General features: G+C 68.3%; 22 protein-coding genes. 20 read left to right on the forward strand and 2 right to left on the reverse strand.

Translation table 11 applies throughout. From position 1 onward, the window contains the following. Position 1: 1 nt before the first annotated feature. From ACZ5YA_RS02760 to ACZ5YA_RS02805, 10 genes are read left to right on the forward strand one after another with little or no spacing between them, the layout of a single operon-like run. Complete coding sequence (locus ACZ5YA_RS02760) at positions 2-973, forward strand: branched-chain amino acid ABC transporter permease (RefSeq protein ID WP_251880562.1); 972 nt, start codon at positions 2-4, stop codon at positions 971-973. Beyond that, positions 966-1,721, forward strand: a complete 756-nt coding sequence (locus ACZ5YA_RS02765; RefSeq protein ID WP_059374346.1) for an ABC transporter ATP-binding protein — start codon at positions 966-968, stop codon at positions 1,719-1,721. The genes ACZ5YA_RS02760 and ACZ5YA_RS02765 overlap by 8 nt, the downstream gene beginning before the upstream one ends. Further along, positions 1,718-2,428: an ABC transporter ATP-binding protein gene (locus tag ACZ5YA_RS02770; RefSeq protein WP_419343101.1), complete on the forward strand. Its 711-nt coding sequence runs from the start codon at positions 1,718-1,720 to the stop codon at positions 2,426-2,428. Before ACZ5YA_RS02765 ends, ACZ5YA_RS02770 begins: the two co-directional genes overlap by 4 nt. A 2-nt stretch (positions 2,429-2,430) precedes the next feature. Then, positions 2,431-3,699, forward strand: a complete 1,269-nt coding sequence (locus tag ACZ5YA_RS02775; protein WP_464091981.1) for a 3-isopropylmalate dehydratase large subunit — start codon at positions 2,431-2,433, stop codon at positions 3,697-3,699. Then, positions 3,696-4,196, forward strand: a complete 501-nt coding sequence (locus ACZ5YA_RS02780; RefSeq protein WP_464091982.1) for a LeuD/DmdB family oxidoreductase small subunit — start codon at positions 3,696-3,698, stop codon at positions 4,194-4,196. The genes ACZ5YA_RS02775 and ACZ5YA_RS02780 overlap by 4 nt, the downstream gene beginning before the upstream one ends. A gap of 10 nt (positions 4,197-4,206) precedes the next feature. Beyond that, positions 4,207-5,877 carry a hydantoinase B/oxoprolinase family protein gene (locus ACZ5YA_RS02785; protein WP_118933557.1) on the forward strand — a complete coding sequence of 557 codons (1,671 nt, stop codon included), beginning with the start codon at positions 4,207-4,209 and terminating at the stop codon, positions 5,875-5,877. Then, positions 5,874-7,922, forward strand: coding sequence for a hydantoinase/oxoprolinase family protein (locus ACZ5YA_RS02790; RefSeq protein WP_118933558.1), 2,049 nt, complete (start codon positions 5,874-5,876; stop codon positions 7,920-7,922). Before ACZ5YA_RS02785 ends, ACZ5YA_RS02790 begins: the two co-directional genes overlap by 4 nt. An 11-nt stretch (positions 7,923-7,933) precedes the next feature. Continuing rightward, complete coding sequence (locus ACZ5YA_RS02795) at positions 7,934-8,542, forward strand: cysteine hydrolase family protein (protein WP_059374360.1); 609 nt, start codon at positions 7,934-7,936, stop codon at positions 8,540-8,542. Then, positions 8,539-9,936 (forward strand): FAD-dependent oxidoreductase, encoded by a 1,398-nt coding sequence (locus ACZ5YA_RS02800; protein WP_464091983.1) that lies wholly within the window; start codon positions 8,539-8,541, stop codon positions 9,934-9,936. Before ACZ5YA_RS02795 ends, ACZ5YA_RS02800 begins: the two co-directional genes overlap by 4 nt. Before the next feature lie 13 nt (positions 9,937-9,949). After that, positions 9,950-10,813, forward strand: coding sequence for an isocitrate lyase/PEP mutase family protein (locus ACZ5YA_RS02805; RefSeq protein WP_251880556.1), 864 nt, complete (start codon positions 9,950-9,952; stop codon positions 10,811-10,813). A gap of 10 nt (positions 10,814-10,823) precedes the next feature. On the opposite strand, the gene ACZ5YA_RS02810 is transcribed toward ACZ5YA_RS02805, so the two are convergent. Then, on the reverse strand, positions 10,824-11,444 hold the full coding sequence (locus ACZ5YA_RS02810; protein WP_464091984.1) for a chorismate--pyruvate lyase family protein: 621 nt from the start codon (positions 11,442-11,444) through the stop codon (positions 10,824-10,826). 289 nt (positions 11,445-11,733) lie between these two features. Here ACZ5YA_RS02810 and ACZ5YA_RS02815 point away from each other — a divergent pair, with 289 nt between their 5' ends. The 9 genes from ACZ5YA_RS02815 to ACZ5YA_RS02855 all read left to right on the forward strand — a co-directional run bounded on the left by ACZ5YA_RS02815 (position 11,734) and on the right by ACZ5YA_RS02855 (position 21,411). After that, positions 11,734-12,624 (forward strand): nitrilase family protein, encoded by an 891-nt coding sequence (locus ACZ5YA_RS02815; protein WP_251880554.1) that lies wholly within the window; start codon positions 11,734-11,736, stop codon positions 12,622-12,624. A gap of 37 nt (positions 12,625-12,661) precedes the next feature. Further along, positions 12,662-13,828: a substrate-binding protein gene (locus ACZ5YA_RS02820; RefSeq protein WP_464091985.1), complete on the forward strand. Its 1,167-nt coding sequence runs from the start codon at positions 12,662-12,664 to the stop codon at positions 13,826-13,828. 53 nt (positions 13,829-13,881) lie between these two features. Further along, entirely contained in the window at positions 13,882-14,715 is an 834-nt protein-coding gene (locus tag ACZ5YA_RS02825; protein WP_059374371.1) for a branched-chain amino acid ABC transporter permease, read from the forward strand. After that, positions 14,708-16,534: a branched-chain amino acid ABC transporter ATP-binding protein/permease gene (locus tag ACZ5YA_RS02830; protein WP_118933562.1), complete on the forward strand. Its 1,827-nt coding sequence runs from the start codon at positions 14,708-14,710 to the stop codon at positions 16,532-16,534. The genes ACZ5YA_RS02825 and ACZ5YA_RS02830 overlap by 8 nt, the downstream gene beginning before the upstream one ends. Next, positions 16,531-17,247, forward strand: a complete 717-nt coding sequence (locus ACZ5YA_RS02835; RefSeq protein ID WP_118933563.1) for an ABC transporter ATP-binding protein — start codon at positions 16,531-16,533, stop codon at positions 17,245-17,247. The genes ACZ5YA_RS02830 and ACZ5YA_RS02835 overlap by 4 nt, the downstream gene beginning before the upstream one ends. A gap of 61 nt (positions 17,248-17,308) precedes the next feature. Then, a complete protein-coding gene (locus tag ACZ5YA_RS02840; RefSeq protein ID WP_059374375.1) occupies positions 17,309-18,472 on the forward strand; it encodes a transporter substrate-binding domain-containing protein in 1,164 nt (387 codons plus the stop codon). A 2-nt stretch (positions 18,473-18,474) separates the two neighbouring features. Next, positions 18,475-19,110 carry an ANTAR domain-containing response regulator gene (locus ACZ5YA_RS02845; protein WP_054456633.1) on the forward strand — a complete coding sequence of 212 codons (636 nt, stop codon included), beginning with the start codon at positions 18,475-18,477 and terminating at the stop codon, positions 19,108-19,110. A gap of 34 nt (positions 19,111-19,144) precedes the next feature. Then, positions 19,145-20,644, forward strand: coding sequence for a M81 family metallopeptidase (locus tag ACZ5YA_RS02850; protein WP_280016367.1), 1,500 nt, complete (start codon positions 19,145-19,147; stop codon positions 20,642-20,644). Positions 20,645-20,679: 35 nt separating this feature from the next. Next, positions 20,680-21,411 carry a pseudouridine synthase gene (locus ACZ5YA_RS02855; protein ID WP_280016366.1) on the forward strand — a complete coding sequence of 244 codons (732 nt, stop codon included), beginning with the start codon at positions 20,680-20,682 and terminating at the stop codon, positions 21,409-21,411. A 67-nt stretch (positions 21,412-21,478) separates the two neighbouring features. Here ACZ5YA_RS02855 and ACZ5YA_RS02860 read toward each other — a convergent pair whose 3' ends face one another. Then, positions 21,479-22,384 carry a LysR family transcriptional regulator gene (locus ACZ5YA_RS02860; protein ID WP_059374511.1) on the reverse strand — a complete coding sequence of 302 codons (906 nt, stop codon included), beginning with the start codon at positions 22,382-22,384 and terminating at the stop codon, positions 21,479-21,481. Positions 22,385-22,639: 255 nt separating this feature from the next. Here ACZ5YA_RS02860 and ACZ5YA_RS02865 point away from each other — a divergent pair, with 255 nt between their 5' ends. Continuing rightward, on the forward strand, positions 22,640-23,836 hold the full coding sequence (locus ACZ5YA_RS02865; RefSeq protein WP_059374384.1) for an efflux RND transporter periplasmic adaptor subunit: 1,197 nt from the start codon (positions 22,640-22,642) through the stop codon (positions 23,834-23,836). The last annotated feature ends 9 nt before the right edge of the window (positions 23,837-23,845 follow it).

The following is a 23,845-nucleotide window of genomic DNA, read 5'->3' on the forward strand; positions in this document are numbered from 1 at the left end:
CATGGGCAAGGATCTTTTGACTATCGCGCTGTTCGGCGCGGCGTTGGCGGCCGCCGCCGCGCTGACGGAGTCGGGCGTCGCCCTGACCTTCGTGATGATGTCGCTGTACGCGGCGCTGCTGTCGCAGGCCTGGAACATCCTGGGCGGCTACGGCGGCCAGCTGTCGTTCGGCCATGCGCTGTTCTTCGGCGTGGGCGCTTATGCCCAGGCGCTGGGCCAGCTCAACCTGGGCATCAACCCCTGGCTGGCGCTGCCCATGGCCATCGCGCTGGGCGCGCTGGTCGGGCTGGCGGTGGGCGGGCTGACGTTCCGCTATGGCCTGAAGGGCTCCTATTTCGCGCTGGTGACGCTGGCGTTCGCCGAGGTGTTCCGCATCCTGGCGCTGTCGGTGTCGTTCACCGGGGGCGGCGTGGGCCTGATGGTGCCGTTACAGGAGGGCGTGGCGAACATGCAGTTCGCTTCGCGCCGCGGCTACATCTACCTGCTGTTGGGCTTCGTGCTGCTGGCGCTGGTGGTTACGGCATGGCTGCGGCATTCGCGCTTCGGCGCCTATCTGCAGGCGGTGCGCGACAACGAGGACGCGGCGCGCGCCATCGGCGTGAATCCGCTGCGGGTCAAGCTCGGCGGCATCGCGCTGTCGGCCGCCTTCATGAGCGCGGCTGGGGCCTTCTACGTGCAGGTGTTCCAGTACATCGATCCGGGCATCGCCTTCGGCTCGGCCGTGTCGGTGGAGGCGCTGGTCGGCGCCATCGTCGGCGGCCTGGGCACTCTGTGGGGACCGCTGCTGGGGGCGGTCACGCTGCATGCGCTGAGCGACCTGACGCGCAACCTGTTCGGCGAGCTGCCGGGCATCAGCATGGTCATCTACGGCGTGGTGCTCATCGTGATCGTGATGTTCCTGCCCCGCGGCATCACCGGCAGCGGTCAGGCTTTGAGCCGGCTGTTCAATGCCAAGGAGCGCGCCCGTGTCTGAGATCCTGCTGCAAGCGCGCAATCTTTCCATCACTTTCGGCGGCCTGAAGGCAGTCCAGGACGTGAGCCTGGACGTACGCCAGGGCTCGCTGACGGCCCTGGTCGGCCCCAACGGCGCGGGCAAGACCACGCTGTTCGGCCTTTTGTCCGGATTCCTCAAGCCCGGTTCCGGTTCGGTGCATTTCGCCGGCGCGGACATCACCGGCCGCCCGCCGCATGAGTCGGCGCGGCTCGGGCTGACCCGCACCTTCCAGATCGTGCAGCCCTTCGGCGCGCAGACGGTGCGCCAGAACATCGCCGTGGGAGCGCACTTGCGCCTGGGCAACCGCCGCGAGGCGCTGGAAGCGGCCGAAGAGGTGGCCGCCCGTGTGAACCTGCAAGCCTTGCTGGACCGGCCGGCGGCGGACCTGACCGTGGCCGGACGCAAGCGACTGGAGCTGGCGCGCGCGCTGGCCACGCGGCCGCGCCTGCTGCTGCTGGACGAAGTATTGGCGGGGCTCAACCCCAGCGAGATCGACGAGATGATACCGGTGGTGAAGAAGCTGGCCGACGACGGCGTGACCGTGTTGATGATCGAACACGTGATGCGCGCGGTGATGAGCCTGGCCGAGCACGTCTGGGTGCTGGCGCAGGGCCGCCTGATCGCTTCGGGCACGCCGGGCGAGGTCACGCGCGATCCGGCGGTGGTCGAGGCCTATCTGGGCCAGGGCGCGGCGGCCAGGCTGGCCGCGCAGGGAGCGCCGGCATGAGCGCGCTGCTGGAAGTCCAGGGATTGCGCGCCGGCTACGGCCGCATGGAAGTGCTGCGCGGCGTCGACCTGCGGGTGGACCAGGGCGAGATCGTGGTGCTGTTGGGCAGCAACGGCGCCGGCAAGTCCACGCTGAACAACACGGTTTGCGGGCTGTGCCGGCCTTGGGGCGGCACAGTGCGCTTCGAAGGCCAGGACCTGACCGGCCGCCATTACCGCGACGTGGTCAAGGCCGGACTGATCCAGGTGCCCGAAGGCCGCCGCGTGTTCCCCAACCTGAGCGTGCGCGAGAACCTTGAACTGGGTTCGTTCACCCGGGCCCGCGAGCGCCGCGCCGCCAACCTGGAGAAAGTGCTGCACATCTTCCCGCGCCTGCGCGAGCGCCTGGTCCAGCTGGCCGGCACCATGTCCGGCGGTGAACAGCAGATGCTGGCCATCGGCCGCGGCCTGATGGCCGAGCCGCGCCTCCTGATCCTGGACGAGCCGTCGCTGGGCCTGTCGCCGCTGATGGTCGAAGAGCTGTTCGGCTTGATCACGCGCCTGCATGGCGAGGGGCTGGCGATCCTGCTGGTGGAGCAGAACGTGGGCCAGTCGCTGGAAACGGGACAGCGCGCCTACGTGCTGGAAAACGGGGCGGTGCGCTATAGCGGCGCCTGCCCGGAATTGATGGCCAGCGACGACGTGCGCCGGGCCTACCTCGGGATGTAGCCATGGCCGAGCCTCAAACACTGGCGCAGAAGCTGATCGCGGCGGCCTGTGGCCGCGCTTGCGTCGCCGAGGGCGAAATCGTCACCTGCGCGGTCGACCTGGCCATGTTCCATGATTCCAGCGGCCCGCGCCGCCTGCAGCCCATGCTGCAGGAACTGGGCGCCACGCTGTGGGATCCGTCCAGGATCGTGCTGGTCATCGACCACTACGTGCCCGAATCCGACGACGAATCGCGCCGTATCGTGCGCATCGCGCGCGACTGGGCGGCCGAACAGCAGCTGCCCAACGTCTATGACTCGCTCGGCATCTGCCACGTGGTGGTGCCGCAGCACGGGCATATCCGTCCCGGCATGTTCTGCGTGGGCGGGGACTCGCATTCGCCCACGGGCGGCGCGTTCGGCGCCTACATGTTCGGCATCGGCAGCACCGAGATGCTGGGCGTGGCCGTCACCGGGCAGATCTGGGTAAAGGTGCCACAGACCCTGATGATGCGCTGGAACGGCCGGCTGTCGGCTGGCGTGACCGCCAAGGACATGATGCTGCACATGATAGGCCGCTATGGCATGAACGGCGGCCGCTACCAGGCGGTGGAATTCTGCGGCGAGGCGGTGCGCGCCTTGTCGATGCAGGAACGCATGACCTTGTCCAACATGAGCGCGGAGCTGGGCTCGCAGGTCGGCCTGATCGCGCCGGATGCCACCACGGTTGCCTACCTGCGCGAGGCAGGCGTCACGGACGAGATCGATCTGGCGCGCTGGCGCAGCGACGAAGGCGCGCAGGCCGAGTGGCACGAATTCGACGCCGCGGCGCTGGCGCCGCAGGTTGCCGCGCCGCACAGCCCGGCCAATGCGCGCGACGTGGATCAGTATGGCGACGTGCCGCTGCAGGTGGCCTACATCGGCGCCTGCACCGGCGCCAAGCTGGAGGACCTGCGCGCCGCGGCCAGCGTGCTGCGCGGCCGCCGGCTGGCCGCCGGCATGCGCCTGATGGTGGCGCCGGCCAGCCAGCAGGACCAGCGCCAGGCCGAGGCGGAAGGGGTGATGCAGACGCTGCGCGAGGCCGGCGCGGACGTGCTGGCCACCTCCTGCGGCGCCTGTGCGGGCTACGGCGGGTCCATCCCGGACGGCGCCAGCGTCATCGCCACCACGGCGCGCAATTTCAAGGGGCGCATGGGCTCGGAGACGGCCCAGGTCTATCTGGCCTCGCCCTATACGGTGGCGGCATCGGCGGTAGCCGGCCGCATCGCCGATCCCCGGGAGTTCATGGCATGACCGAGCAGTCCGTGACGCACCGCGTCTGGCGCGTGGGCGCAGATATCGACACCGACGCGTTGGCGCCGGGCGCCTATATGAAGTTTGGCATCGACGAGATCGCGCGCCATTGCCTGCAGCGCGTGCGGCCCGAGTTCGCCGCCGGCGCGCGGCCGGGCGACGTGCTGGTGGCCGGCCCCAACTTCGGCATCGGCTCCTCGCGCGAGCAGGCGGCCGCGGCGCTGGTGCGCCTGGGCATCGCCGCGGTGGTCGCGCCATCCTTCAACGGCCTGTATTTCCGCAACGCCTTCAACGTGGGCCTGCTGCTGTTGACCTGCCCACAGGCCGAAACCCTGCAAGAGGGCGAGCGCATCGCCCTGGACCCCGCCGCCGGCCGCATCCACCGCGCCGCGGGGCAACCCGCGGAACTGCATTGCGACACCGTGCCCGCCTTCCTGCTGGAAATGGTGCAGGCCGGCGGACTGCTGAATTTGCTGAAACAGCGCAAAACTCATTAGGAACCACATCATGCTTGATCCCGTCACACTCGCGGTCCTGAAAGGCCGCCTGGAACAGATCGCCGACGAGATGGACGCCACGCTGTACCGCAGCGCGTTCAATCCCATCATCGCCGAGGCCCATGACGCCTGCCACGGCATGTACGATGCCGCCACCGGCGCCACGCTGGTGCAGGGCAAGTCCGGCCTGCCGGTATTCGTGGGCGCGATGGCCTTTGCCGTCAAGGCCGCGGCCAAGGCGGCCGCCGAGCGCGGCGGCATGGTCGACGGCGACGTCTGGCTGTTCAACGATCCCTACGAAGGCGGCACCCACGCCAATGACTTCAAGCTGGTGCGTCCGGTGTTCCGCGACGGCAAGCTGTTCTGCTTCCTGGCCTCGGCGGCCCATTGGCATGACGTCGGCGGCGCGGTGCCGGGCAACTACAACCCCGCCGCCACCGAATGCTGGCAGGAAGCCGTGCAGATTCCGCCGGTGCGCATCGTGCGCGCGGGCGTGCTGGACCTGGACGTGCTGGCCATCCTGAAGGCCAACACGCGCCTGCCGGACAGCCTGTGGGGCGACCTGAACGGGCAGCTGGCGGCGCTGGAACTGGGCGCGGGCCGGCTGGACGGCCTGCTCGACGAATACGGCGACGCCACCGTGCTGGAATCGCTGGACACCTTGCGGGAGCGGGCGCGCCGCCTGATGCGCGACCACATCTCGCGCCTGCCCGACGGCGAATACGCCTTCGAGGACATGCTGGACAACGACGGCGTGCGCGACCAGCCGCTGCGCATCGCGCTCAAACTCATCGTCCGGGGCGACCGCCTGACGCTGGATTTCACCGGCACTTCGCCTGCCTGCGCCGGGCCGGTGAATATCTCTCGCGCCACGGCGATCGCGGCCTGCTATGTGGCCCTGAAGCACCTGTTCCCGGACGTGCCGGCCAATGCCGGCGTGCTGGACGCGGTGGACGTGGTGCTTCCGGACGGCCTGGTGATCTCGGCGGACCGCCCGCGACCGGTCGGAGGCTACACGGAAACCATTCTGCGCATGATCGACGTGATCTTCTGCGCCATGGCCCAGGCCGAGCCGGCGCGCGCGCTGGCGCAGGCCTACGGCACCATCAATGCCTTGTCGATCGCCGGCTACCGTAGCGACCCCGCCCGGCGCGGCCAGCGCTGGGTGATGTTCAGCTTCTTTGGCGGCGGCCATGGCGGCCACTCGGACGGCGACGGGCTCAGCCATGGCAACGCGCCCATCTCCACGGCCACCATTCCGCCGCTGGAAATCCTGGAAGCGGCCTATCCCGTGCGTTTCACGCAATGGGCGCTGCGGCCCGATTCGGCGGGCGACGGCCAGCACCGCGGCGGGCTGGGCGCCATCTATGAAATCGAACTGCTGGAAGACAGCGCCGAGGCCTTCATCTTCGGCGAACGCGGCAAGAGCGCGCCCAAGGGTATCGCCGGCGGCAGGGAAGCGGCGCTGAACGTCTTCCGCTATCAGCAGGACGGCGGCTGGCAGACGCCGCCCATGCGTTCGAAGATGCTGGGCATCCAGCTCAAGCGCGGCGACCGGGTCCGCCTGGAAACACCGGGGGGAGGCGGTTACGGCGAGCCTGCCGCGCGCACGCAGGCGGCGCGCGAGCATGACCGCAAGATGGGTTACGTGAGCGGAAATCTGAAGGAGCAGTCGGCATGAGCGCGGCACAAGGTTTGGTCGTAGGCGTGGACGTGGGCGGTACGTTCACCGATATATTCGTGCTGGACGAGGCGGGCGGCAGCGCCCGCGTGGTGAAGGTGCCTTCCACTCGCGGCGAGGAAGCGCGCGGCTTCATGAACGGCATCGCCCGCGTGGCCGACGGCGCGGACGCCATCGCCACCATCGTGCACGGCACGACGGTAGGCACCAACGCGCTGCTGGAGCGCAAGGTGGCGCGCACCGGCATCATCACCACGGCCGGCTTTCGCGACGTGCTGGAAATGCGCCGGCGCGACCGGCCCCAGACCTGGGGCCTGCGCGGCAACTATGAGCCGGTGGTCCCGCGCGACCTGCGTCTGGAAGTCGAAGAGCGCGTGCTGGCCGACGGCACCTTGCATACGCCAGTGAACCTGGCCCAGGTCGAGGCCGCGGCCCGCCAATTGCTGGAGCAGGGCTGCGAGGCGGTCTGCCTCTTTTTCGTCAACGCCTATGCCAATCCGGCCAATGAGGCGCAGGCCGCGGCCTGCGTGCGCGCGCTCTGGCCCAACGGCAACGTCACCGCCGCCACCGAGGTGCTGCCCGAGATCCGCGAATTCGAGCGCTGCTCCACCGCCGTGCTCAATGCCGCGCTGCAGCCGGTGGTCGGCGGCTATCTGACCCGGCTGGAAGCGGACCTGAAGGACAACGGCTTCGGCGGCGAACTGCTGGTGGTGCAGAGCAACGGCGGCGTGATGTCGCGCCAGACGGCCTGCGACGTGCCGGTGCGCACCGCGCTGTCCGGCCCGGCCGCGGGTGTCATCGCCTGCGCCGCCATCGCGCGCGCCGCGGGCTTTCCCAACGTGGTCAGCGGCGACATGGGCGGCACTTCCTTCGACGTGTCGCTGGTGGCCGACGGCGAGGCCTCGCTGTCGGCGCAGACCGCCATCGACTTCGGCATGGTGGTGCGCGCGCCCATGATCCAGATCGAGACCATCGGCGCGGGCGGCGGCTCTATCGCCAGCGTGGACGCGGGCGGCCTGTTGCAGGTGGGTCCCGAATCCGCCGGCAGCGTGCCGGGGCCGGCCTGCTATGGCCGGGGCAATACCCGTCCCACCGTGACCGACGCCAACGTGCTGCTGGGCCGCATCGCGGCCGAACGCCCGCTGGGCGGCGGGCTGCTTGCCACCATGGACGTGGCGCTGGCGCGCGCCGCCATCGAAGAGCATGTAGCCAAGCCCCTCGGCCTGGACGTGCATGCCGCGGCCGAGGCCATCCTGACCGTGGCCAATGCCAAGATGGCGGGCGCGATCCGCGTCGTGTCCATCGAGCGCGGCCATGACCCGCGCAAGTTCGCCTACATGCCGTTTGGCGGCGGCGGCGCGCTGCACGTCTGCGCCATGATGAACGAAGTGGACGCGGCCCGCGGCATCGTGCCGCGCTATCCCGGCGTGACCTCGGCCTTGGGCTGCGTCATGGCCGACATGCGGCACGACGGCGTGCAGACCTTGAACGTGGCGCTGGCCGCGCTGGACGCCGACGACCTGCTGGCCCGCATCGACGGCCTGGCGCTGGCCTGCCAGGAGCGGCTGGATTCCGCGGGCGTGGGCTTTCAGGGCATACGCGAGAGCATCGAGCTGGACATGCTGTACGTCGGGCAGAGCCATACGGTGCGGGTGGAGGTCGGCCGTGATGAACTGAACCGCGCCGGCATCGGCGCAGCCTTCGAGCGTGCCTACCGCGCCGCCTTCGGCCGCAGCCTGGACGGCATCGCGGTGCGCATCCTGAACCTGCGCTATGCGCGCATCGGCCAGCGACCCAAGTTCGATCTGGCGCTGCTGGCGCCGACCAGCACCGCGATGCCGGACGCGCTGGGCACGCAACCCGTCTTCCACGGCGGGCAATGGCATGACGCCATGCGCTACGCGCGGCTGGATCTGCCGGTGGGCGCGGAGGTGGCGGGGCCCGCCATCCTGGAGCAGCCGGACACCACGATCTGGATCGAGCCCGGCTTTGCCGGCCAGGTCGATTCCCTGGGCAATCTGCTGATCGCCCGCCAGGTTTCCTAGGAGCAGAGCCCATGTCAGCCTTCGATCCCCGCAGCACCGCGCTGGTCGTCATCGATCTGCAGAACGATTTCCTCGCGCCCGGCGGCGCCTATGACCGCGGCGGCGCCGTCAGCCCGCAGGCGCGGGCCTTGCCCGCCCGGGTCGCGCCCGTGGCCCGCGCGCTCAAGGCGCGAGGCGGCTTCGTGGCGGCCAGCCAGTTCACGCTATGGCCGGACGCCCACGGCGAACCCATGATTTCGCCGCATCTGCGGCAGTTGCGCCCATTCCTGCGCAAGGGCGATTTCGTCGCCGGCTCCAAGGGGCAGGCCAACGTGGCCGAGCTGGATGGGCTGGTGGACGTGTCGGTCTGGAAGGTGGCGTACTCCGCCTTCTTCAATACCCAGCTGGACTGGGTGCTGCGGCGCGCGGGCATCTCCAACGTGGTGATCGCCGGCATCGTCACCAATGGCGGCGTGGCCAGCACGGCGCGCGATGCCCACATGCGGGACTATCACGTAGCGGTGCTGGCCGACGGCTGCGCCGCGCCCACGCCGGCCATGCACGATGCCGCGCTGGCGGATTTGCGCACCGTGGCCGACGTGCTGTCCTGCCAGGACTTCCTGGGCAGGCTGGCTTCGTGAGCGCGCCGCAAGTCCTGCGGGGCTTGGCTCCCGGCGCGGACGCGATGCATGTGCCGGTGGCCATCATCGGCGCCGGCGCTTGCGGCCTGACCGCCGCGCTGCGCCTGGCCGATGCCGGCATCGAGACCGTGCTGATCGAGCGCGATGCCGCGCCCAGCGGCTCCACCGCCTTGTCGTCCGGCTTCATTCCGGCGGCGGGATCGGCGGTACAGCGGGCCGCTGGCATCGAGGACGACGCGCAGCGCTTTGCCGCGGACATCCAGGCCAAGGCGGGCGGCACGGCCGCGCCGCAGCTGGTCGATGCCTATACGGGTGCGGCAGCTGCCGCAGTGGACAATCTTGGCCGCCACGGCCTGGATTTCCAGGTGCTGGACGGCTTCCTGTATCCGGGCCACAGCGCCCGCCGCATGCACACCTTGCCCGAGCGCACGGGCGCGGCCCTGGTCGCCGCGCTGGAGCGCGCCGCCACCGGGGCCGGCGCCTATCTGCTGACCCGCGCCCTGGCACGGCAGATCTGGACGGACGAGGGCGGCCGCGTCACCGCGGTGGGCTGCGAACGTCCGGACGGCTCCATCGACGTGATCGGCTGCGACGTGCTGATCCTGGCCTGCAACGGCTTTGGCGGCAATGCCGCGATGGTGGGCGCACATCTGCCGGCCATGCGGGGGGCTGTCTACGGCGGCCATGTCGGCAACGACGGCAGCGCGATCGAATGGGGAGTGCAACTGGGCGCGCGCCTGGCCGACCTGGGCGGCTACCAGGGGCACGGCTCCTGGGCCACGCCGCAGGGCGCACTGATCTCCTGGGCCGTGATGATGGACGGCGGCGTGCAGATCAATGCCGCGGGGCGGCGCTTTCATGACGAGACCCACGGCTATTCCGAGGCCGCGGTCCATGTGCTGGCGCAACCCGGCGGCGTGGCCTGGAACGTATTCGACGACCGCACGCTGGCGCTGGCGCGCGGCTTTCCGGACTTCGTCCAGGCAGAGATGGGCCAGGCGCTGAAGACTTGCGCCGATGTCGGGGCGCTGGCGGCCCTGATCGGCTGCGACGAAGCCACGCTGCGCGCGACGCTGGCGGGGGTGTCGCCCGGCGCCACCGACGCCCTCGGCCGGCGCTTCGAGCGCGCGCTGCAAGCGCCGTACCACGCGATCAAAGTGACGGGCGCGCTGTTCCATACGCAGGGCGGCCTGGACATCGACGCGCATTGCCGTGTGCTGGACCAGATGGGCAACCCCTTGCCCAACCTGCTGGCGGCAGGCGGCGCGGCGCGCGGCGTGTCGGGCAACGACGTGTCCGGCTACCTGTCCGGCAACGGTCTGCTCAGCGCGGTGGCGGGCGGCCATATCGCCGCGGCGACGGCCGCATCCCTGTTCGGCCGCGAGCTTTCCTAGGACTTTCCAAACCATGCACAAACAGAATCTGCAAGCACAGCTGGCCGGCGGCGCCGTGCTGGCTCCCGGCGTCTACGACGCATTGTCCGCGCTCATCGCCGAACAGGCGGGTTTCGGCGCGCTATACCTGTCGGGCGCGTCCATTGCCTACACGCGGCTGGGCCGCTCGGATATCGGCCTCACCACGTACAGCGAGGTCGAGGACACGCTGGCCCGCATCACCGAGCGGGTGGCCACGCCCGTCATCGTGGACGCCGACACGGGCTTCGGCAATGCCTTGAACACGCAACGCACCGTACGCGGACTGGAGCGCGCCGGCGCCGCCATGATCCAGCTGGAAGACCAGACCTTCCCCAAGCGCTGCGGCCACCTGGACGGCAAGTCCGTGATCCCGGCCGCCGAAATGTGCGGCAAGCTGCGCGCCGCGGTGGATGCGCGCGCGCAGGCGTCCACCTTGATCCTGGCGCGCACCGACGCGCTGGCCGTGGAAGGGCTGGAAGCCGCCCTGGACCGCGCCGACTCGTATCTGGAAGCGGGCGCGGACGCGCTGTTCATCGAGGCGTTGCGCACGCCGGAGCAGATGCAGGCGGCGTGCAGCCGTTTTGCGCATCGCGTGCCGCTGCTGGCCAATATGGTCGAAGGCGGCAAGACTCCGGTGCAAAGCGCCGATGCGCTGACCGCGCTGGGATTCCGCATCGTCATCTTTCCTGGCGGCACGGCGCGCGCGGTGGCGCACACGCTGCAGGGTTACTACGCCAGCCTGCGCCAGCATGGCACGACCGCGCCGTGGCGCGAGGGCATGCTGGACTTCGACGGTCTGAACGCCGTGATCGGCACGCCCGAACTGTTGAAGCGCGGGCGCCGCTACGAAGGCTGAGGCCGGGGTGTCAGCGCGGCGTGCGCTGATGCGGCACCAGCGGCGGCACGGGTTGATCAGCAACCAGCTCCCAGAACGCCGGCAGGAAGCACTCGGCCACCAGCAGCGGCTGGCCCTGGCGCCAGAACACCGAGCGGCGCGCCCAGATGCGCCCGCCATCGCGGTCGCGCTGCCCGGTCGGCAATACCCCCAGCGCGGTGGCATGAAACGGCACCGGCGAGGCCAGCCGGCGGCAGGCAAACGGCGAACGCACCACCGTGCTGTCGTGGTAAAGCATGTCCGCCAATGGCCGGGTCAGGAGGCGGCGCATGCCTTGCCAGGCGCCGTGGGACGCGCGCAGCGGCGTCAGGCTGCGGGCGGGCACGCTGTCCACGCCGTCCACCGACATCAGCACCTCACGGATCCATACCGGCGCGCCGGGCGCGATGCCCATCGCCCGGGCTTCATCCAGCGGCGCGCCATCCGCGTATTCGGCCAGCACGCGCAGGCGCACCTGGCCAACCTGGCGCAAGCCGGCGGTCAGCGCGCCGGGGCGGAACAGCCAGTGGCGCGGGGCAGGAGGCAGGATGGGAGGCGCGCTGGCCAGCCAGCCTGCGGCAAGGGGAGGGTGGTGTGCTGCGGGTTTGCTCATGGCTGCGTATTATGCCAAGCCGGGTGGGACGACCCAATGCGTCGCAATGACGCAGCGCCGGAACGCGCGTTTTGGCGGACCGTCCTGCCGTCCGGGAAAGCACTTATTGTCCCAGGAACCCGCGTCTCCCTATCATTCGCACACGGTCAACATTGACCTGAACGGCTTGCAGTACCCCGCAGCAATGATTGCTGCCTGAACATACAGTCTTGGCTATAGAAGCCCCCGACTTGCACGCAATGCGTGGTCGGGGGCTTTTTCGTTTTCAATTTCTGAATATGGAGCTCGCATGCAAGCGTCGGAACCGCAACGTTCTCCCGCCGCCGTGACCTGGGTGGCCAGCGTGCAAATGGAGCCCGCGATCGGCGAAACCGCCGCCAACATCGCGCGTTCCATCGAACTGGTGGAGCAGGCCGCGGCCCAGGGCGCGCGGCTGGTGGTGCTGCCTGAACTGGCCAACACGGGATACATGTTCGATAGCCGCGAGGAGGCCTACGCCCTGGCCGAAGCCGTGCCGGAAGGCCCCAGCTCGCAGGCCTGGATCGCGTTGGCGCAGCGCCTGGGCATCTACCTGGTGGCGGGCATTGCGGAACGCGCCGGCGGACGCCTCTACAACTCCGCGCTGGTCGCGGGCCCGGATGGCTATCTGGGGACCTATCGCAAGCTGCACCTCTGGGGCGACGAGAACCTGTACTTCGAGGCGGGCGACCTGGGATTGCCGGTATTCGACACCGAGCTGGGCCGCATCGGCGTGGCCATCTGCTACGACGGCTGGTTTCCTGAAGTCTACCGGCTGCTGGCGGTGCGCGGCGCGGACATCGTGGCGGTGCCGACCAATTGGGTGCCGATGCCGGGGCAGACCCGCGACGGGCCGGTCATGGCCCATGCGCTGACCATGAGCGGCGCCCACAGCAACGGCTTGACGGTGGTGTGCGCCGACCGGGTCGGCACCGAGCGCGGCCAGCCCTTCGTGGGCCGCAGCCTGATCGTGGGGTCCCAGGGTTGGACGGCGGCAGGACCCGCCAGCATCGACCAGGAGGAGGTGCTGCTGGCGCCCATAGACCTGAAGGCCTCGCGCCGCGCGCGCCAGTTGAATGATTTCAACCATGTGCTGCGCGACAGGCGCCGCGACATCTATGACGAGCAGTTGGGCGCCGCCGCAGGCCTGCGGCAACGCTGAACGACGGTCCACGGCCGTTCCCCCAAGGAGAAAACCCATGAAGAGCCTATTGAATAGCTGCCGGATCCGCCTGTCGTTTGTCGCATTGCTGGCTGGCGCTGCCAGCGCGCATGCCGCCGAACCGTTGCGCATCGGCGTGCCCGTCGGCCTGTCCGGCGCAAACAGCGTGGTCGCGCCGGGCGTGGTGCAGGCCTCGCAACTGGCTGCCGACGAGATCAATGCGGCCGGCGGCATCCTGGGCCGCCAGATCGTGCTGGAGATCGCCGATGACGCCTCGGGCGCGGTCGGGGCGCAGAAGGCGTATGACACCCTGGTGTTCCAGAAAAAGGTGGACGCGATCATCGCCATGGAAACCAGCGCGGCGCGCAATGCCGCGCTGCCCATCGTGTCGCGCGGCAAGGTGCCCTATATCTACACGTCATTCTATGAAGGCCGTTCCTGCAACCGCTGGCTGCACGTGAATGGCTGGGTGCCGGAACAGCAGGTTGCGCCGGTGGTGGACCACTTCATGCAGGACCGCAAGGCCAAGACCTTCTTCCTGGTGGGCAGCGACTACGCCTTCGGCCGCGGCATGCTCAAGTTCACGCGGGAATATATCGAAAAGCAGGGCGGACGCGTGGTGGGCGAAGAGTACCTGCCGATCGACGGTTCCGATTGGACGCCGGTGGTCTCCAAGATACGCTCGGCCAACCCGGACGCGTTGATCAGCTCCACGGCCGGCGGCGGACCCAACGTCAGCCTGGCCAAGCAGGTCAAGGCTGCTGGCCTGTCCATGCCCTACGGCAATCTGGCGATCGACGAAGGCACGGCCAAGACCATGGGCGACACGGCGGTGGGCATGTACATGTCGGCCTCGTACCTGACCAGCATCGACACGCCGCAGAACCGCAAATTCCTGGACGGCCTGAAGGCGAAGTTCGGCAGCGACGCCAAGACCGCCAACGAATTCTCCGCGCCGCAGTATGAAGCCTTCTACCTGTACAAGGCGGCGGTCGAAAAGGCCGGCGGCACCGATGCGCCCAAGGTGGTGCAGGCCCTGAGCGCAGTCACGTTCGACGGTCCGCGCGGCCCGGTGACCATGGACCGCCAGCGCCACGCGGCGTTGACCATGCGCCTGGGGCAGGTGCAGCAGGACGGTTCCATCAAGATCCTGCAGACCTTCGACAAGGTCGACCCGGGCGCGCAGTGTCCGGACCTGAAGTGACGGCCATGCCATGACAAGCGCCGCCGGTCCTGCCGGCGGCGCCGGAGAGCGATATGGGTTTGCTGCTGGACATCCTGAGCACGGCCGCCATGCTGTTCATCGTGACGGCCGGGCTGATGATCATCTTCGGCGTGATGAAGATCGTCAACTTTGCGCATGGCGCGATTCTTACGCTGGGCAGCTACGCCAGCCTGGTGGTGACGCAGCTGGGGCTGAATCCCTGGCTGGCGCTGCCGTTCGCGCTGGCGGTCGGCGTGCTGGTGGGCATGGGCGTGGAACGGCTGATCGTGCAGCCGCTGTACAAGCGGCCGCTGGACGCCATCCTGGCCACCTGGGGACTGGGCATCGTGATCGGCCAGCTCATCACCATGGCATTCGGGCGCGAAGTGAAGTTCGCGGATTCGCCCATCCACGGCGCCGTGTCCTTCCTGGGCACGGAGTATTCGGCGTACCGCCTGTTCCTGGTGCCCGCGGCCTTGCTGATGTATGCCGCCATGACGCTGCTGCTCAGCGGCACGCGCTTTGGCGTGCGGACCCGGGCCGTGATCATGAACGAGGACCTGGCGCGCGGCCTGGGCATCAATGCCGAGCGCATCCGCTTCACCACCTTCGGCCTGGGAGCGGGGCTGGGCGCGCTGGCCGGCGCGCTGATCACGCCCTTGTCCAGCGTCGACCCGAACATGGGGCTGCCGTGGCTGGTCAGCGCCTTCATGCTGGTCATGGTGTCGGGCCATTCGATCACCGCGCTGCTGCTGACCTGCCTGGTCTACGGCGCCTGCCAGGTGCTGGTAAGCGTCTACGTCAGCCCGATCCTGGGCGGCGTCACCATCGCCGTCCTGGCCGCGCTGACGCTGCGTTTGCGTCCTCAAGGATTCGCCCATGACTGACCGCGCATTGACCCCTCAAACGCTGGCTGGCGCCGCTGACGACGCCTCGGCGCAAAAGGCCGCGCGCAGCCGCAGCCTGCTGGGCCTGGCCGGGCTCTGCCTGGTGCTGACCGCGGCCGGTCCCTGGCTGTTCGACACTTATCTGCTGAACGTGCTGATCAAGGCGCTGTTCTTCGCCGTGGCGGCGGTCACCGTGGATGTGCTGTGGGGCTACACCGGCTACCTGACCTTCGGCCAGTCCGCCTTTTTCGGGGTGGGCGCATATGCCGCGGGCCTGGCCTTCACGCACTACGGATTCTCGCCTGCGATAGCGGCGCTGGCCGCCTTGGCGGCAGTGGGCGCCGCGGCGTTGCTGGCGCTGGTGACCGGCTGGCTGTCGTTCTACCGTGGGGCCTCGCCATTCTTCGCCACGGTGATCTCGTTGGTGCTGCCCATCGTGCTGATGCAGCTGGTGCTGTCCGGCGGCACCTACACCGGCTCTTCGTCCGGCCTGACGGGGTACGAAACCTTCGACTTGTCGCTGGAGGCCTGGTATGTGATCGCGGCGGGAGGCCTGTCCGCGGTGGCGCTGCTGGCCTGGGTGGTGGTGCGCAGCGATGGCGGCCGCATCCTGGTGGCGCTGCGCGACAACGAGGCGCGGTGCAGCTACTTGGGGTTGAACACCGCCCATTGGCGCATCGCGCTGCTGGTGGCCTGCGGCGCGGTGGCCGGCCTGGCGGGCTTCGGCTATGGCGCGTTCAGCGGCGTGGTGGCGCCGGAACTCACGGGCTTCGTCTTCGGCACGGAACTCATCATCTGGGTGGCGCTGGGCGGGCGCGGCACCATCTGGGGGCCGGTGCTGGGAGCCATACTCATCAATGTGGCGGGCTCCTATCTCAGCGGCAACATGCCGTTCGTCTGGCAGTTGCTGCTGGGGGTGACCTTCGTCCTGGTGATCCTGCTGCTGCCGCGGGGGCTTCTGCCCCTGCTGATCGCGCCTTGGCGCGCAAGGTCGGGTAGGGCGGCCACACCCGCGCTGGGTGAGCGCGCCATCCCCGCGCGGCAAGCCGGCGGCGCGGCCCAGGCCTTGAGCCTGGCGGGCGTGTCCAAGCACTTCGGGAGTCTGAAGGTGCTGGAAGGCATAGACCTGCAAGCCCGCGGCGGCGAACTGGTCGGGCTGATCGGCCCCAACGGTGCCGGCAAGACCACGCTGATGCGCTGCATCGCGGACGGCGCCGAGCGGTCCCAGGGCAGGCTGGAACTTTATGGCCACGAAGTGCGGCGCGACGGACCGGAGCAATGCGTGCGCCATGGGCTGGGCCGCAAGTTCCAGAATGCCAACGTGTTCGATACGCTGACCGTGGCCGAAAGCCTGCGCATCGCGACCACGCTGCGCGAACGGCCGTCGTGGTGGCGCCGGTCGCCCACGCTGCATCTGCCGCCCTATGCGCTGGAGACATTGCGCGTGACCGGCCTGGACCACTGCCTGGACCACGTGGCGCGCGACCTGTCGCATGGACAGCAGCAGGCCCTGGAGCTGGCGATGGTGCTGGCGCTGGAACCGGGCATCGTGCTGCTGGACGAGCCCACCGCCGGGCTGAGCAAGGCCGAACGCCTGCAGATCGGCCACGTGCTGTCGTCCCTGGCGCACCGTTATGGCCTGTGCTGCCTGCTGGTGGAACATGACCTGGATTTCGTCAAGGAGATCGCGACGCGCATTGTGGTCCTGCACCAGGGCCGCATCGTCATGGACGGAGGATTCCGCGAGGTCGTGGAATCAGAACTGGTGCGCACCATTTACGCCGGCGGCGCGCCGGCCGCGCAAGGAGCAGGGCAATGACGAGCATCGCAGCGCCGGCGTTGAGCATGGAAGCGGTGTCTAGCGGCTACAAGCGGGCCATGGTGCTGCATGACGTGTCGCTCACGGTCGAGCGCGGCGCCTGCGTGGCGCTGCTGGGCAAGAATGGCATGGGCAAGAGCACCTTGCTCAAGACCGTCATGGGCTATCTGCCCAAGCAGCGCGGGCGGGTCAGCGTGGGCGGGGTCGACGCCACCCGGCTGCGGCCGCACGAAGTGGCGCGCTGCGGCGTGGCCTACGCCGCCCAGGAACAGCCGCTGTTTCCTGACCTGAGCATCCGCGACAACCTGCGCCTGGGACTGCCGCGCGAGCAACTCTTCGACGAACGCTTCGCCCAGATCGCCGAGCTGTTTCCGGTGTTCACGAGCCGCTTGCGCCAGCATGCCGGCACCCTGTCGGGCGGCGAGCAGAAGATGCTGCTGGTGGCGCGCGGGCTGATGCAGCGGCCCGCGCTGCTGCTGTTGGACGAGATCACGGAAGGGCTGCAGCCCTCGGTGATCGAGCGCCTGGGCCGCGCGCTGAACTGGGAACGCGAGCGGCACGGCACGACAATGTTCATCGTGGAGCAGAACGTGGCGTTCGCGCTGGACGTGGCCGATCGTTATCTGGTGCTCAAGCAGGGCAGCATCGTCGATGAAGGCGAGGCTGGCGCGCCCGAGGCGGCGGGCAATATCATTGCTCATCTGAAAGTATGAAGGCCATGCGGCCCGGATTCGCCATGACGCACACGCGCACTACACGTTCAAGGATTCCCTCATGAGTACGCCCCAGGACAAGCACGCAGAGCGGCCGGACTGGCGCATCGGCGTGCTCTATTCGCGCAGCGGCGTCACCGGAACCACGGAATCGCAGCACTTCTTCGGCACGGTACTGGCGGTGGAGGAGATCAACGAACTGGGCGGCGTGCTGGGGCGGCCATTGGCGCCGGTGGTGTATGACCCGCGCAGCGACGCCGAAGAGTACCGCCGGCTGGCGGCCAGGCTGCTGCTGGACGACGAGGTCAGCGTCATCTTTGGCGGCTGCACCTCGCACTGTCGCAAGGCCATGCTGCCGGTGGTCGAGCGCAGCAATTCCCTGCTGTGGTACGGCTCGGTCTACGAAGGCTTCGAATATTCGCCCAACGTCATCTATACCGGCGCGGCGCCGAACCAGGGCAGCATGCAGCTGGCTGCGTACCTGATCCAGAATTGCGGCTCGCGCATCTTCCTGGTGGGCGCGGACTACATCTACCCGCGCGAGACCAACCGCATCATGCGCGAGACGGTCGAGGAGCATGGCGGCGAGATCCTGGATGAAACCTATCTGCCCCTGGGCTGCGACGACAGCGAGATCAACGACGTGGTTGCTGACATTCGCCGCATCCAGCCGGACGTGGTGTTTTCCACCCTGATCGGCTCCGATGCGCAGCGCTTCTACCAGCGCTACCACGAGGCCTGCCAAGCCGAAGGCGCGGCCACCGCCCACATCCCCATCGCCAGCCTGACGATGGCCGAGTCGGAGGTGGCGGAGATCGGGCCGCGGCGCTGTGTGGGCCACATCACCGCTGCGACCTATTTCAATACGGTGGATACGCCCGCCAACGCGCATTTCCTGGAACGCTGGCGCGCCCGCTTTGGCGACCATCCCGCCAGCGTCTATGCCGAGACCTGCTACAGCCAGATGCACCTGTTCGCGCGCGCCTTGCAGCGCGTGGGCAGCATGGACACCCGCAAACTGGTGCAGGCGGTGCATCAGGTGCAGTTCGACGCGCCGGACGGGCAGATGTCCGTGCTGGCGGAAAACAACCATAGCGTGCTGACGCCGCGCATAGGCGTGTGCCGCGAGGACGGACGCTTCGACATCGTCTGGGAAAGCGACGAACCCGTGAAGCCGGACCCGTACCTCACCGCGTTCGGCCTGGACGAGTTCTGGTTGAAATAGCCATGGACCATAGCCTACGCCGCCTCTACGAGGACCTGCGCAGCGTGGCCGTCGCCGTGGTGTATCCGCCGGGCGAGGACCGCGACCTGCTGGTCGAACAGCTCAAGCGCATCGGTTGCCGCATCCATCTGCACTGGCCGTTTCCGGATGGCCCGCCCGCCGGCGTGGACGTCATCTTCTTCCAGGTATCGCAATGCGGCCGCAACAGCGCCGCCTGGACGGCCAGCGAGGTCGAGGCCACCCTGATCGCCTTGTCCGAGTACGAAACCCCGACCACGCTGAAGCAATTGCTGAAGACCAACGCGCACGGCGTGCTGACGCGGCCGTTCCGCTCCGCGGGGGTGCTCAGCACGCTGGTGCTGGCGCGTTCGGCCAAGCAGTTCCAGAGTCGCCAGCAGTCCAAGATCAACAAGCTGGAAAGCACGATCAAGGCGCGGCGCGTCATCGAAAAGGCCATCCGCGTGCTGATGGACCACCAGCGCCTGGATGAGCGCGCCGCCTATGAGCACATGCGGACCCGGGCGACGGGCCTGCGCGTGAGCGTGGCGGAAGTGGCCGCGATGATCGTCGAGGCCAGCGAGGCCATGGAAAAGCTTGGCCTGGGGGCCTTGCGCCCGGGGCCGTCCCAGAACAACTGAACGAACTGAATGCGCATGCCGAAGGAGCCGGACAATGAAGGTCATGATCGCCCGCCTGAACCACGAGACCAACACGTTCTCGCCGGTGCCCACGCCGCTGTCCGCATTCGGCAATGACGGCCCCGCCTTCGGCGCCCAGGCCTATGCAGAGAACAAGGGCAAGCGCACGGCCATGTCCGCCTTCATCGATATTGCCGAGGCCAACGGCGCGACGGTGGTGACGCCGGTTTCCGCCACGGCCTACCCCAGCGGCCGGGTGTCGGCAGAAGCCTATAGCCAACTGTGCGATGCAATCGTGGCCGGCGCTCAGGGCTGCGGCGCCATCCTGCTGGATCTGCATGGCGCGATGGTGGCCGAAACTACCGACGACGGCGAAGGCGACCTGCTCGAACGCCTGCGATGCCGCACGCCCGACGTACCCATCGCCGTGGCGCTGGACCTGCACGGCAATGTCACGCCCAAGATGATGGCCAACGCCGACGTGATCATCAGCTTCAAGACCTATCCGCACGTGGACATGTACGAGACCGGCGAGCACGCGGGCCGCATCCTGTACGACTGGCTCAATGGCGGCCCGCGCCCGGTGATGGCCTGGCGCCGCCTGCCGCTGATGACGCACACCCTGCGCAGCGCCACGGCCCAGGGCGCCATGCGCCGCGCGGTGCAGGCGGCGCGGGGCGCGGAAGCGGACGGCATGCTGGGCGTCTCCGTGCTGGCGGGCTTCGCCCTGGCTGACATCCCCAATCCATGCCTGAGCGTGGTCGTGGTGGGCTCCGGGCCGCGGGAGCAGGCGGAACGGGTCGCAAGCGATATGGCGCAGGCCATCTGGGCCGAGCGCGACGGCTACTTCTACGATAGCGAGCCCCTGGGCGAGTCGCTGGCCCGCGCGGCGCAACTGGCCCGCGGCGCGGACAAGCCCGTGCTCCTGCTGGACCATGGCGACAACTGCATGTCCGGCGGCACCTGCGACACCATGGAGGTGCTGACGGCCGCGGTCGACGCCGGCCTGACGGGCATCATTGCGGGCCTGTACTGCGACCCAGAGGCAGTCGCCGCGCTGGCCGCGGCGGGCGAGGGCGCGCAGGTGGAGCTGGCGGTGGGCAACAAACGGCCGATTCCGGCCATCGGCCGCCCGGCGGCGCCCGTGCTGCTGCGCGGAGTGGTCCGCGCCGTGACTGGCGGCGAGTATGTCATTACCGGTCCGACGTACACGGGGCAGACGGCATGCATGGGCCGCAGCGCGGTGTTGGACATAGGCGCCGCGCAATTGGTGATCACCGAGAGAACCCACGAGCCCTGGGATCTGGGCGTGTTCGAGAGCATGGGGCTGGATCCGCGCCGGGCCCGCTTCGTGCTGGTGAAGTCGCGCATGTATTGCCGCCCTGTGTTCGAACCTATCTCTCAGGCGCTGGTGGAATGCGCCAGCGCGGGCGTCACCAGCTCGGACTTCGCGCTGTTTCCCTATCAGCGGCGCAGCCGGCCGCTCCATCCGCTGGATCCCATGGCGCCGTCGGACTACGACCCCGCGGCCTGAAGAGGGGGGCATGGCGTCCGCATACAATACCGGCCATGGAAAAAGTACGTATCTCCAAGCTCATGTCCGAGCGTGGGCTGTGTTCGCGCCGCGAGGCCGACACCTATATCGAGCGCGGCTGGGTCCGCGTGGACGGCGTTGTGGTATCCGAACTGGGCGCCCGGGCCTACCCTGACCAGGTCATCACCCTGGAGCGCGCCGCGCAGGCGCGCCAGACCTCGCGCGTCACCATCCTGATCAACAAGCCCGTGGGCTACGTCTCGGGCCAGGCCGAAAAGGGCTATACGCCCGCCGTGGCCCTGATCGACTCCCGCTCCCGCTATGCCGGCGACCGCGCGCCGCAGCGTTTCGAACGTTCGCACCTGGACGGGCTGGCCGTGGCCGGCCGCCTGGACATCGATTCCCAAGGCCTGCTGGTGCTGACCCAGGACGGGCGCATCGCCAAGCACCTGATCGGCGAAGATTCCAGCGTGGACAAGGAGTACCTGGTGCGGGTGCAGGGCAACCTGTCCGAAAACGGGTTGGCGCTGTTGAACCACGGCCTGTCCCTGGACGGCAAGGCGCTCAAGCCGGCGCAGGTGCGTTGGCAGAACAGCGACCAACTGCGTTTTGTGCTGCGGGAAGGCAAAAAGCGGCAGATCCGCCGCATGTGCGAACTGGTAGGCCTGAAGGTGATAGGCCTGAAACGGGTGCGCATCGGACGGGTGTCGCTGGGTGACCTGCCGCTGGGCCAATGGCGCTACCTGCGCGAAGACGAGCGCTTCTGATTGGACGAACTGGCCGACAGGTGTTGTCGGGCAGTCCTAAATTTTTCAATCTGTTTCCGACTTCCGTTTATTTCATGAAAGCGGGAGTATTCTTCGCCTGCCCGACATCGCCCAGGCGCTCCATCAGGAATTCGATGAAGATCCGGGTCTTGGCGGGCAGCAGCCGCGTCTCCGTCACCGCGTAGACCGGAAACGGACCCAGTTGCCAGTCAGGCAGCACACGCTGCAATTGGCCGGACTGCTGTTCGGCCGACTGGTCGCCCAGCAGCACCACGATGCCCGCGCCCAGCAGGGCCAGGCGCCGGGCCATGGCGACGCCGTTGACGGAAAAGCGGTTGCCGGGAGTGAATTCGATGTGCTGCTGGCCGTCGGTCAGGGGCCAGCGGGTCACCTGTCCGGCGCCCTTGGCGCGGAACTCTATGCACTCGTGGCGGGTCAAGTCGCTGGGATGCCGCGGTTCGCCGTGCTTCTTCAGGTATTCGCGCGAGGCGTACAGATGGGCCGGCAGCATGCCCAAGAGCCTCGCAATCTGTGACGAATCGGGCAGTTCGCCGATTTCGATCGAAATATCGCAGGTCTGGAACACGCGCTGCGCGTGATCCGGATTGGCCAGGTCCAGGAAAAACGTGACGTCGGGGTAGCGGCGGGAAAATTCCATGAACGATTCAGCCAGGAAGTCCGTGCCGAAATCCGCGGGCATGTTCACCCGCAGCGGCCCGGCCGGCGTATCGACCAGCTTCTGCAGTTCCTCATGGGCGATCTGCGCCTCGGCCACGATGCGCTGGCAGCGGTCGAAGTACAGGCGGCCCGCGTCGGTCAGTTCGACCTTGCGGGTGGTGCGGCTGAGCAGGCGCAGGCCCACAGAGCGCTCCAGTTCGGCCACCTGGCGGGACAGTGTCGATTTCGGCACGCCGAGCATCGCCGCCGCGCGGCTGAAGCTGCGCGTTTTGGCGACTTCGACGAATAGTTCCATGCCTTGCAAGCGTTTCATGGCGGAATTTTGTCATATTCAACGGTGAAGCCATTGTCCCATAAATGGAATGATGTTTTCTCAACATGCCTCTTTGTTTCTGGGGCGGGATAACGCAGAATGCGAGTTCTGCAATGCAGCAATGCGACAAAGCCCAGCCTGCGTGTTCGAGGCAAATCCACCCAATCGATGCGCACGGAACGCTCATTACGCGATCCGGGGCGGGCTTTTTTTTTGTTGAAATCGGGAATGCAATCTATGGATAAGAAAAGCGCTATGTGGCGCAGCGCGGCAGTCGTCACGCTGACGGCATCGGCCCTCATGCTGGCCGCTTGCGGCAAGAAGCAAGACGCTCCCCAGGCGGGCAAGCCCCAGGTAACGGTAGTGACGCTTGCCACGCAGCCCGTTTCGCTGACGACTGAACTGCCTGGCCGCACCTCGCCGTTCCGCGTGGCCGAAGTGCGTCCCCAGGTCAATGGCATCGTCCAGAAGCGCCTCTTTACCGAAGGCGGCGAGGTCAAGGCGGGCCAGCAGCTCTACCAGATCGATCCCGCGCTCTACCAGGCCAGCCTGGACAGCCAGAAGGCCGCCCTGGCGCGCGCCCAGGCGCAGCAAAAGACGGCCGCGCTGCTGGCCGAGCGCTACAAGCCGCTGGTCGCCACCCGCGCGGTCAGCCAGCAGACCTATGACAACGCCGTCGCCTCGCGCGATCAGGCCGCCGCCGACGTGCTGTCGGCCAAGGCGGCGCTGGACACGGCGCGCATCAACCTGGTCTACACCAAGGTGCTGTCGCCCATCGACGGCATCATCGGCCGTTCGGCGGTGACCGAAGGCGCGCTGGTCACGGCCAACCAGACCACCGCCCTGGCCGCGGTGCAGCAGATCGATCCCATCTACGTCGACGTGACCCAATCCAGCGTCCAGCTGCTGCGCCTGCAGAACGCGCTGGCCAGCGGCCTGCTGAAGAAGGCCGACGGCGAGCAGGCCGCGCTGGTGACGCTGACCCTGGAAGACGGCTCGCAGTACGCCCAGCCGGGCAAGCTGCAGTTCTCCGAAGTCACGGTGGACCAGGGCACGGGCTCGGTCACCTTGCGCGCGGTGTTCCCCAATCCGGAACGCCGCCTGTTGCCGGGCATGTTCGTGCGCGCCCGCCTGGCTGACGGCGTGGCCGCCGACGGCCTGCTGGTGCCGCAGCGCGGCGTGACGCGCAACCAGCGCGGCGTCCCGACGGCGCTGGTGGTCAACGCCAAGAACCAGGTAGAACTGCGTGAACTGAAGACCGACCGCGCCATCGGCGACAAGTGGCTGGTCACCGACGGCCTGGCCGCTGGCGACAAGGTCATCGTGGAAGGTCTGCAGATGGTGCGTCCGGGGGCTGAAGTCGTCGCCACCGAAGCCAGCGCCGCGCAGCCGGCGCAGCAGCCGCAAGCAGCCGCCGCGGCGGCCAAGCAGTAGTAGTCAGGA

The organism is Achromobacter sp. JCM 18799, from assembly GCF_055395645.1.

Excerpts from the sequence above, each read along its gene's own strand:
- ACZ5YA_RS02760 (WP_251880562.1), top strand. The coding sequence starts at position 2 with ATGGGCAAGGATCTTTTGACTATCGCGCTGTTCGGCGCGGCGTTGGCG.
- ACZ5YA_RS02770 (WP_419343101.1), top strand. The coding sequence starts at position 1,718 with ATGAGCGCGCTGCTGGAAGTCCAGGGATTGCGCGCCGGCTACGGCCGC.
- ACZ5YA_RS02775 (WP_464091981.1), top strand. The coding sequence starts at position 2,431 with ATGGCCGAGCCTCAAACACTGGCGCAGAAGCTGATCGCGGCGGCCTGT.
- ACZ5YA_RS02780 (WP_464091982.1), top strand. The coding sequence starts at position 3,696 with ATGACCGAGCAGTCCGTGACGCACCGCGTCTGGCGCGTGGGCGCAGAT.
- ACZ5YA_RS02785 (WP_118933557.1), top strand. The coding sequence starts at position 4,207 with ATGCTTGATCCCGTCACACTCGCGGTCCTGAAAGGCCGCCTGGAACAG.
- ACZ5YA_RS02790 (WP_118933558.1), top strand. The coding sequence starts at position 5,874 with ATGAGCGCGGCACAAGGTTTGGTCGTAGGCGTGGACGTGGGCGGTACG.
- ACZ5YA_RS02795 (WP_059374360.1), top strand. The coding sequence starts at position 7,934 with ATGTCAGCCTTCGATCCCCGCAGCACCGCGCTGGTCGTCATCGATCTG.
- ACZ5YA_RS02805 (WP_251880556.1), top strand. The coding sequence starts at position 9,950 with ATGCACAAACAGAATCTGCAAGCACAGCTGGCCGGCGGCGCCGTGCTG.
- ACZ5YA_RS02810 (WP_464091984.1), bottom strand. The coding sequence starts at position 11,444 with ATGAGCAAACCCGCAGCACACCACCCTCCCCTTGCCGCAGGCTGGCTG.
- ACZ5YA_RS02815 (WP_251880554.1), top strand. The coding sequence starts at position 11,734 with ATGCAAGCGTCGGAACCGCAACGTTCTCCCGCCGCCGTGACCTGGGTG.
- ACZ5YA_RS02820 (WP_464091985.1), top strand. The coding sequence starts at position 12,662 with ATGAAGAGCCTATTGAATAGCTGCCGGATCCGCCTGTCGTTTGTCGCA.
- ACZ5YA_RS02825 (WP_059374371.1), top strand. The coding sequence starts at position 13,882 with ATGGGTTTGCTGCTGGACATCCTGAGCACGGCCGCCATGCTGTTCATC.
- ACZ5YA_RS02830 (WP_118933562.1), top strand. The coding sequence starts at position 14,708 with ATGACTGACCGCGCATTGACCCCTCAAACGCTGGCTGGCGCCGCTGAC.
- ACZ5YA_RS02835 (WP_118933563.1), top strand. The coding sequence starts at position 16,531 with ATGACGAGCATCGCAGCGCCGGCGTTGAGCATGGAAGCGGTGTCTAGC.
- ACZ5YA_RS02840 (WP_059374375.1), top strand. The coding sequence starts at position 17,309 with ATGAGTACGCCCCAGGACAAGCACGCAGAGCGGCCGGACTGGCGCATC.
- ACZ5YA_RS02845 (WP_054456633.1), top strand. The coding sequence starts at position 18,475 with ATGGACCATAGCCTACGCCGCCTCTACGAGGACCTGCGCAGCGTGGCC.
- ACZ5YA_RS02850 (WP_280016367.1), top strand. The coding sequence starts at position 19,145 with ATGAAGGTCATGATCGCCCGCCTGAACCACGAGACCAACACGTTCTCG.
- ACZ5YA_RS02855 (WP_280016366.1), top strand. The coding sequence starts at position 20,680 with ATGGAAAAAGTACGTATCTCCAAGCTCATGTCCGAGCGTGGGCTGTGT.
- ACZ5YA_RS02860 (WP_059374511.1), bottom strand. The coding sequence starts at position 22,384 with ATGGAACTATTCGTCGAAGTCGCCAAAACGCGCAGCTTCAGCCGCGCG.
- ACZ5YA_RS02865 (WP_059374384.1), top strand. The coding sequence starts at position 22,640 with ATGGATAAGAAAAGCGCTATGTGGCGCAGCGCGGCAGTCGTCACGCTG.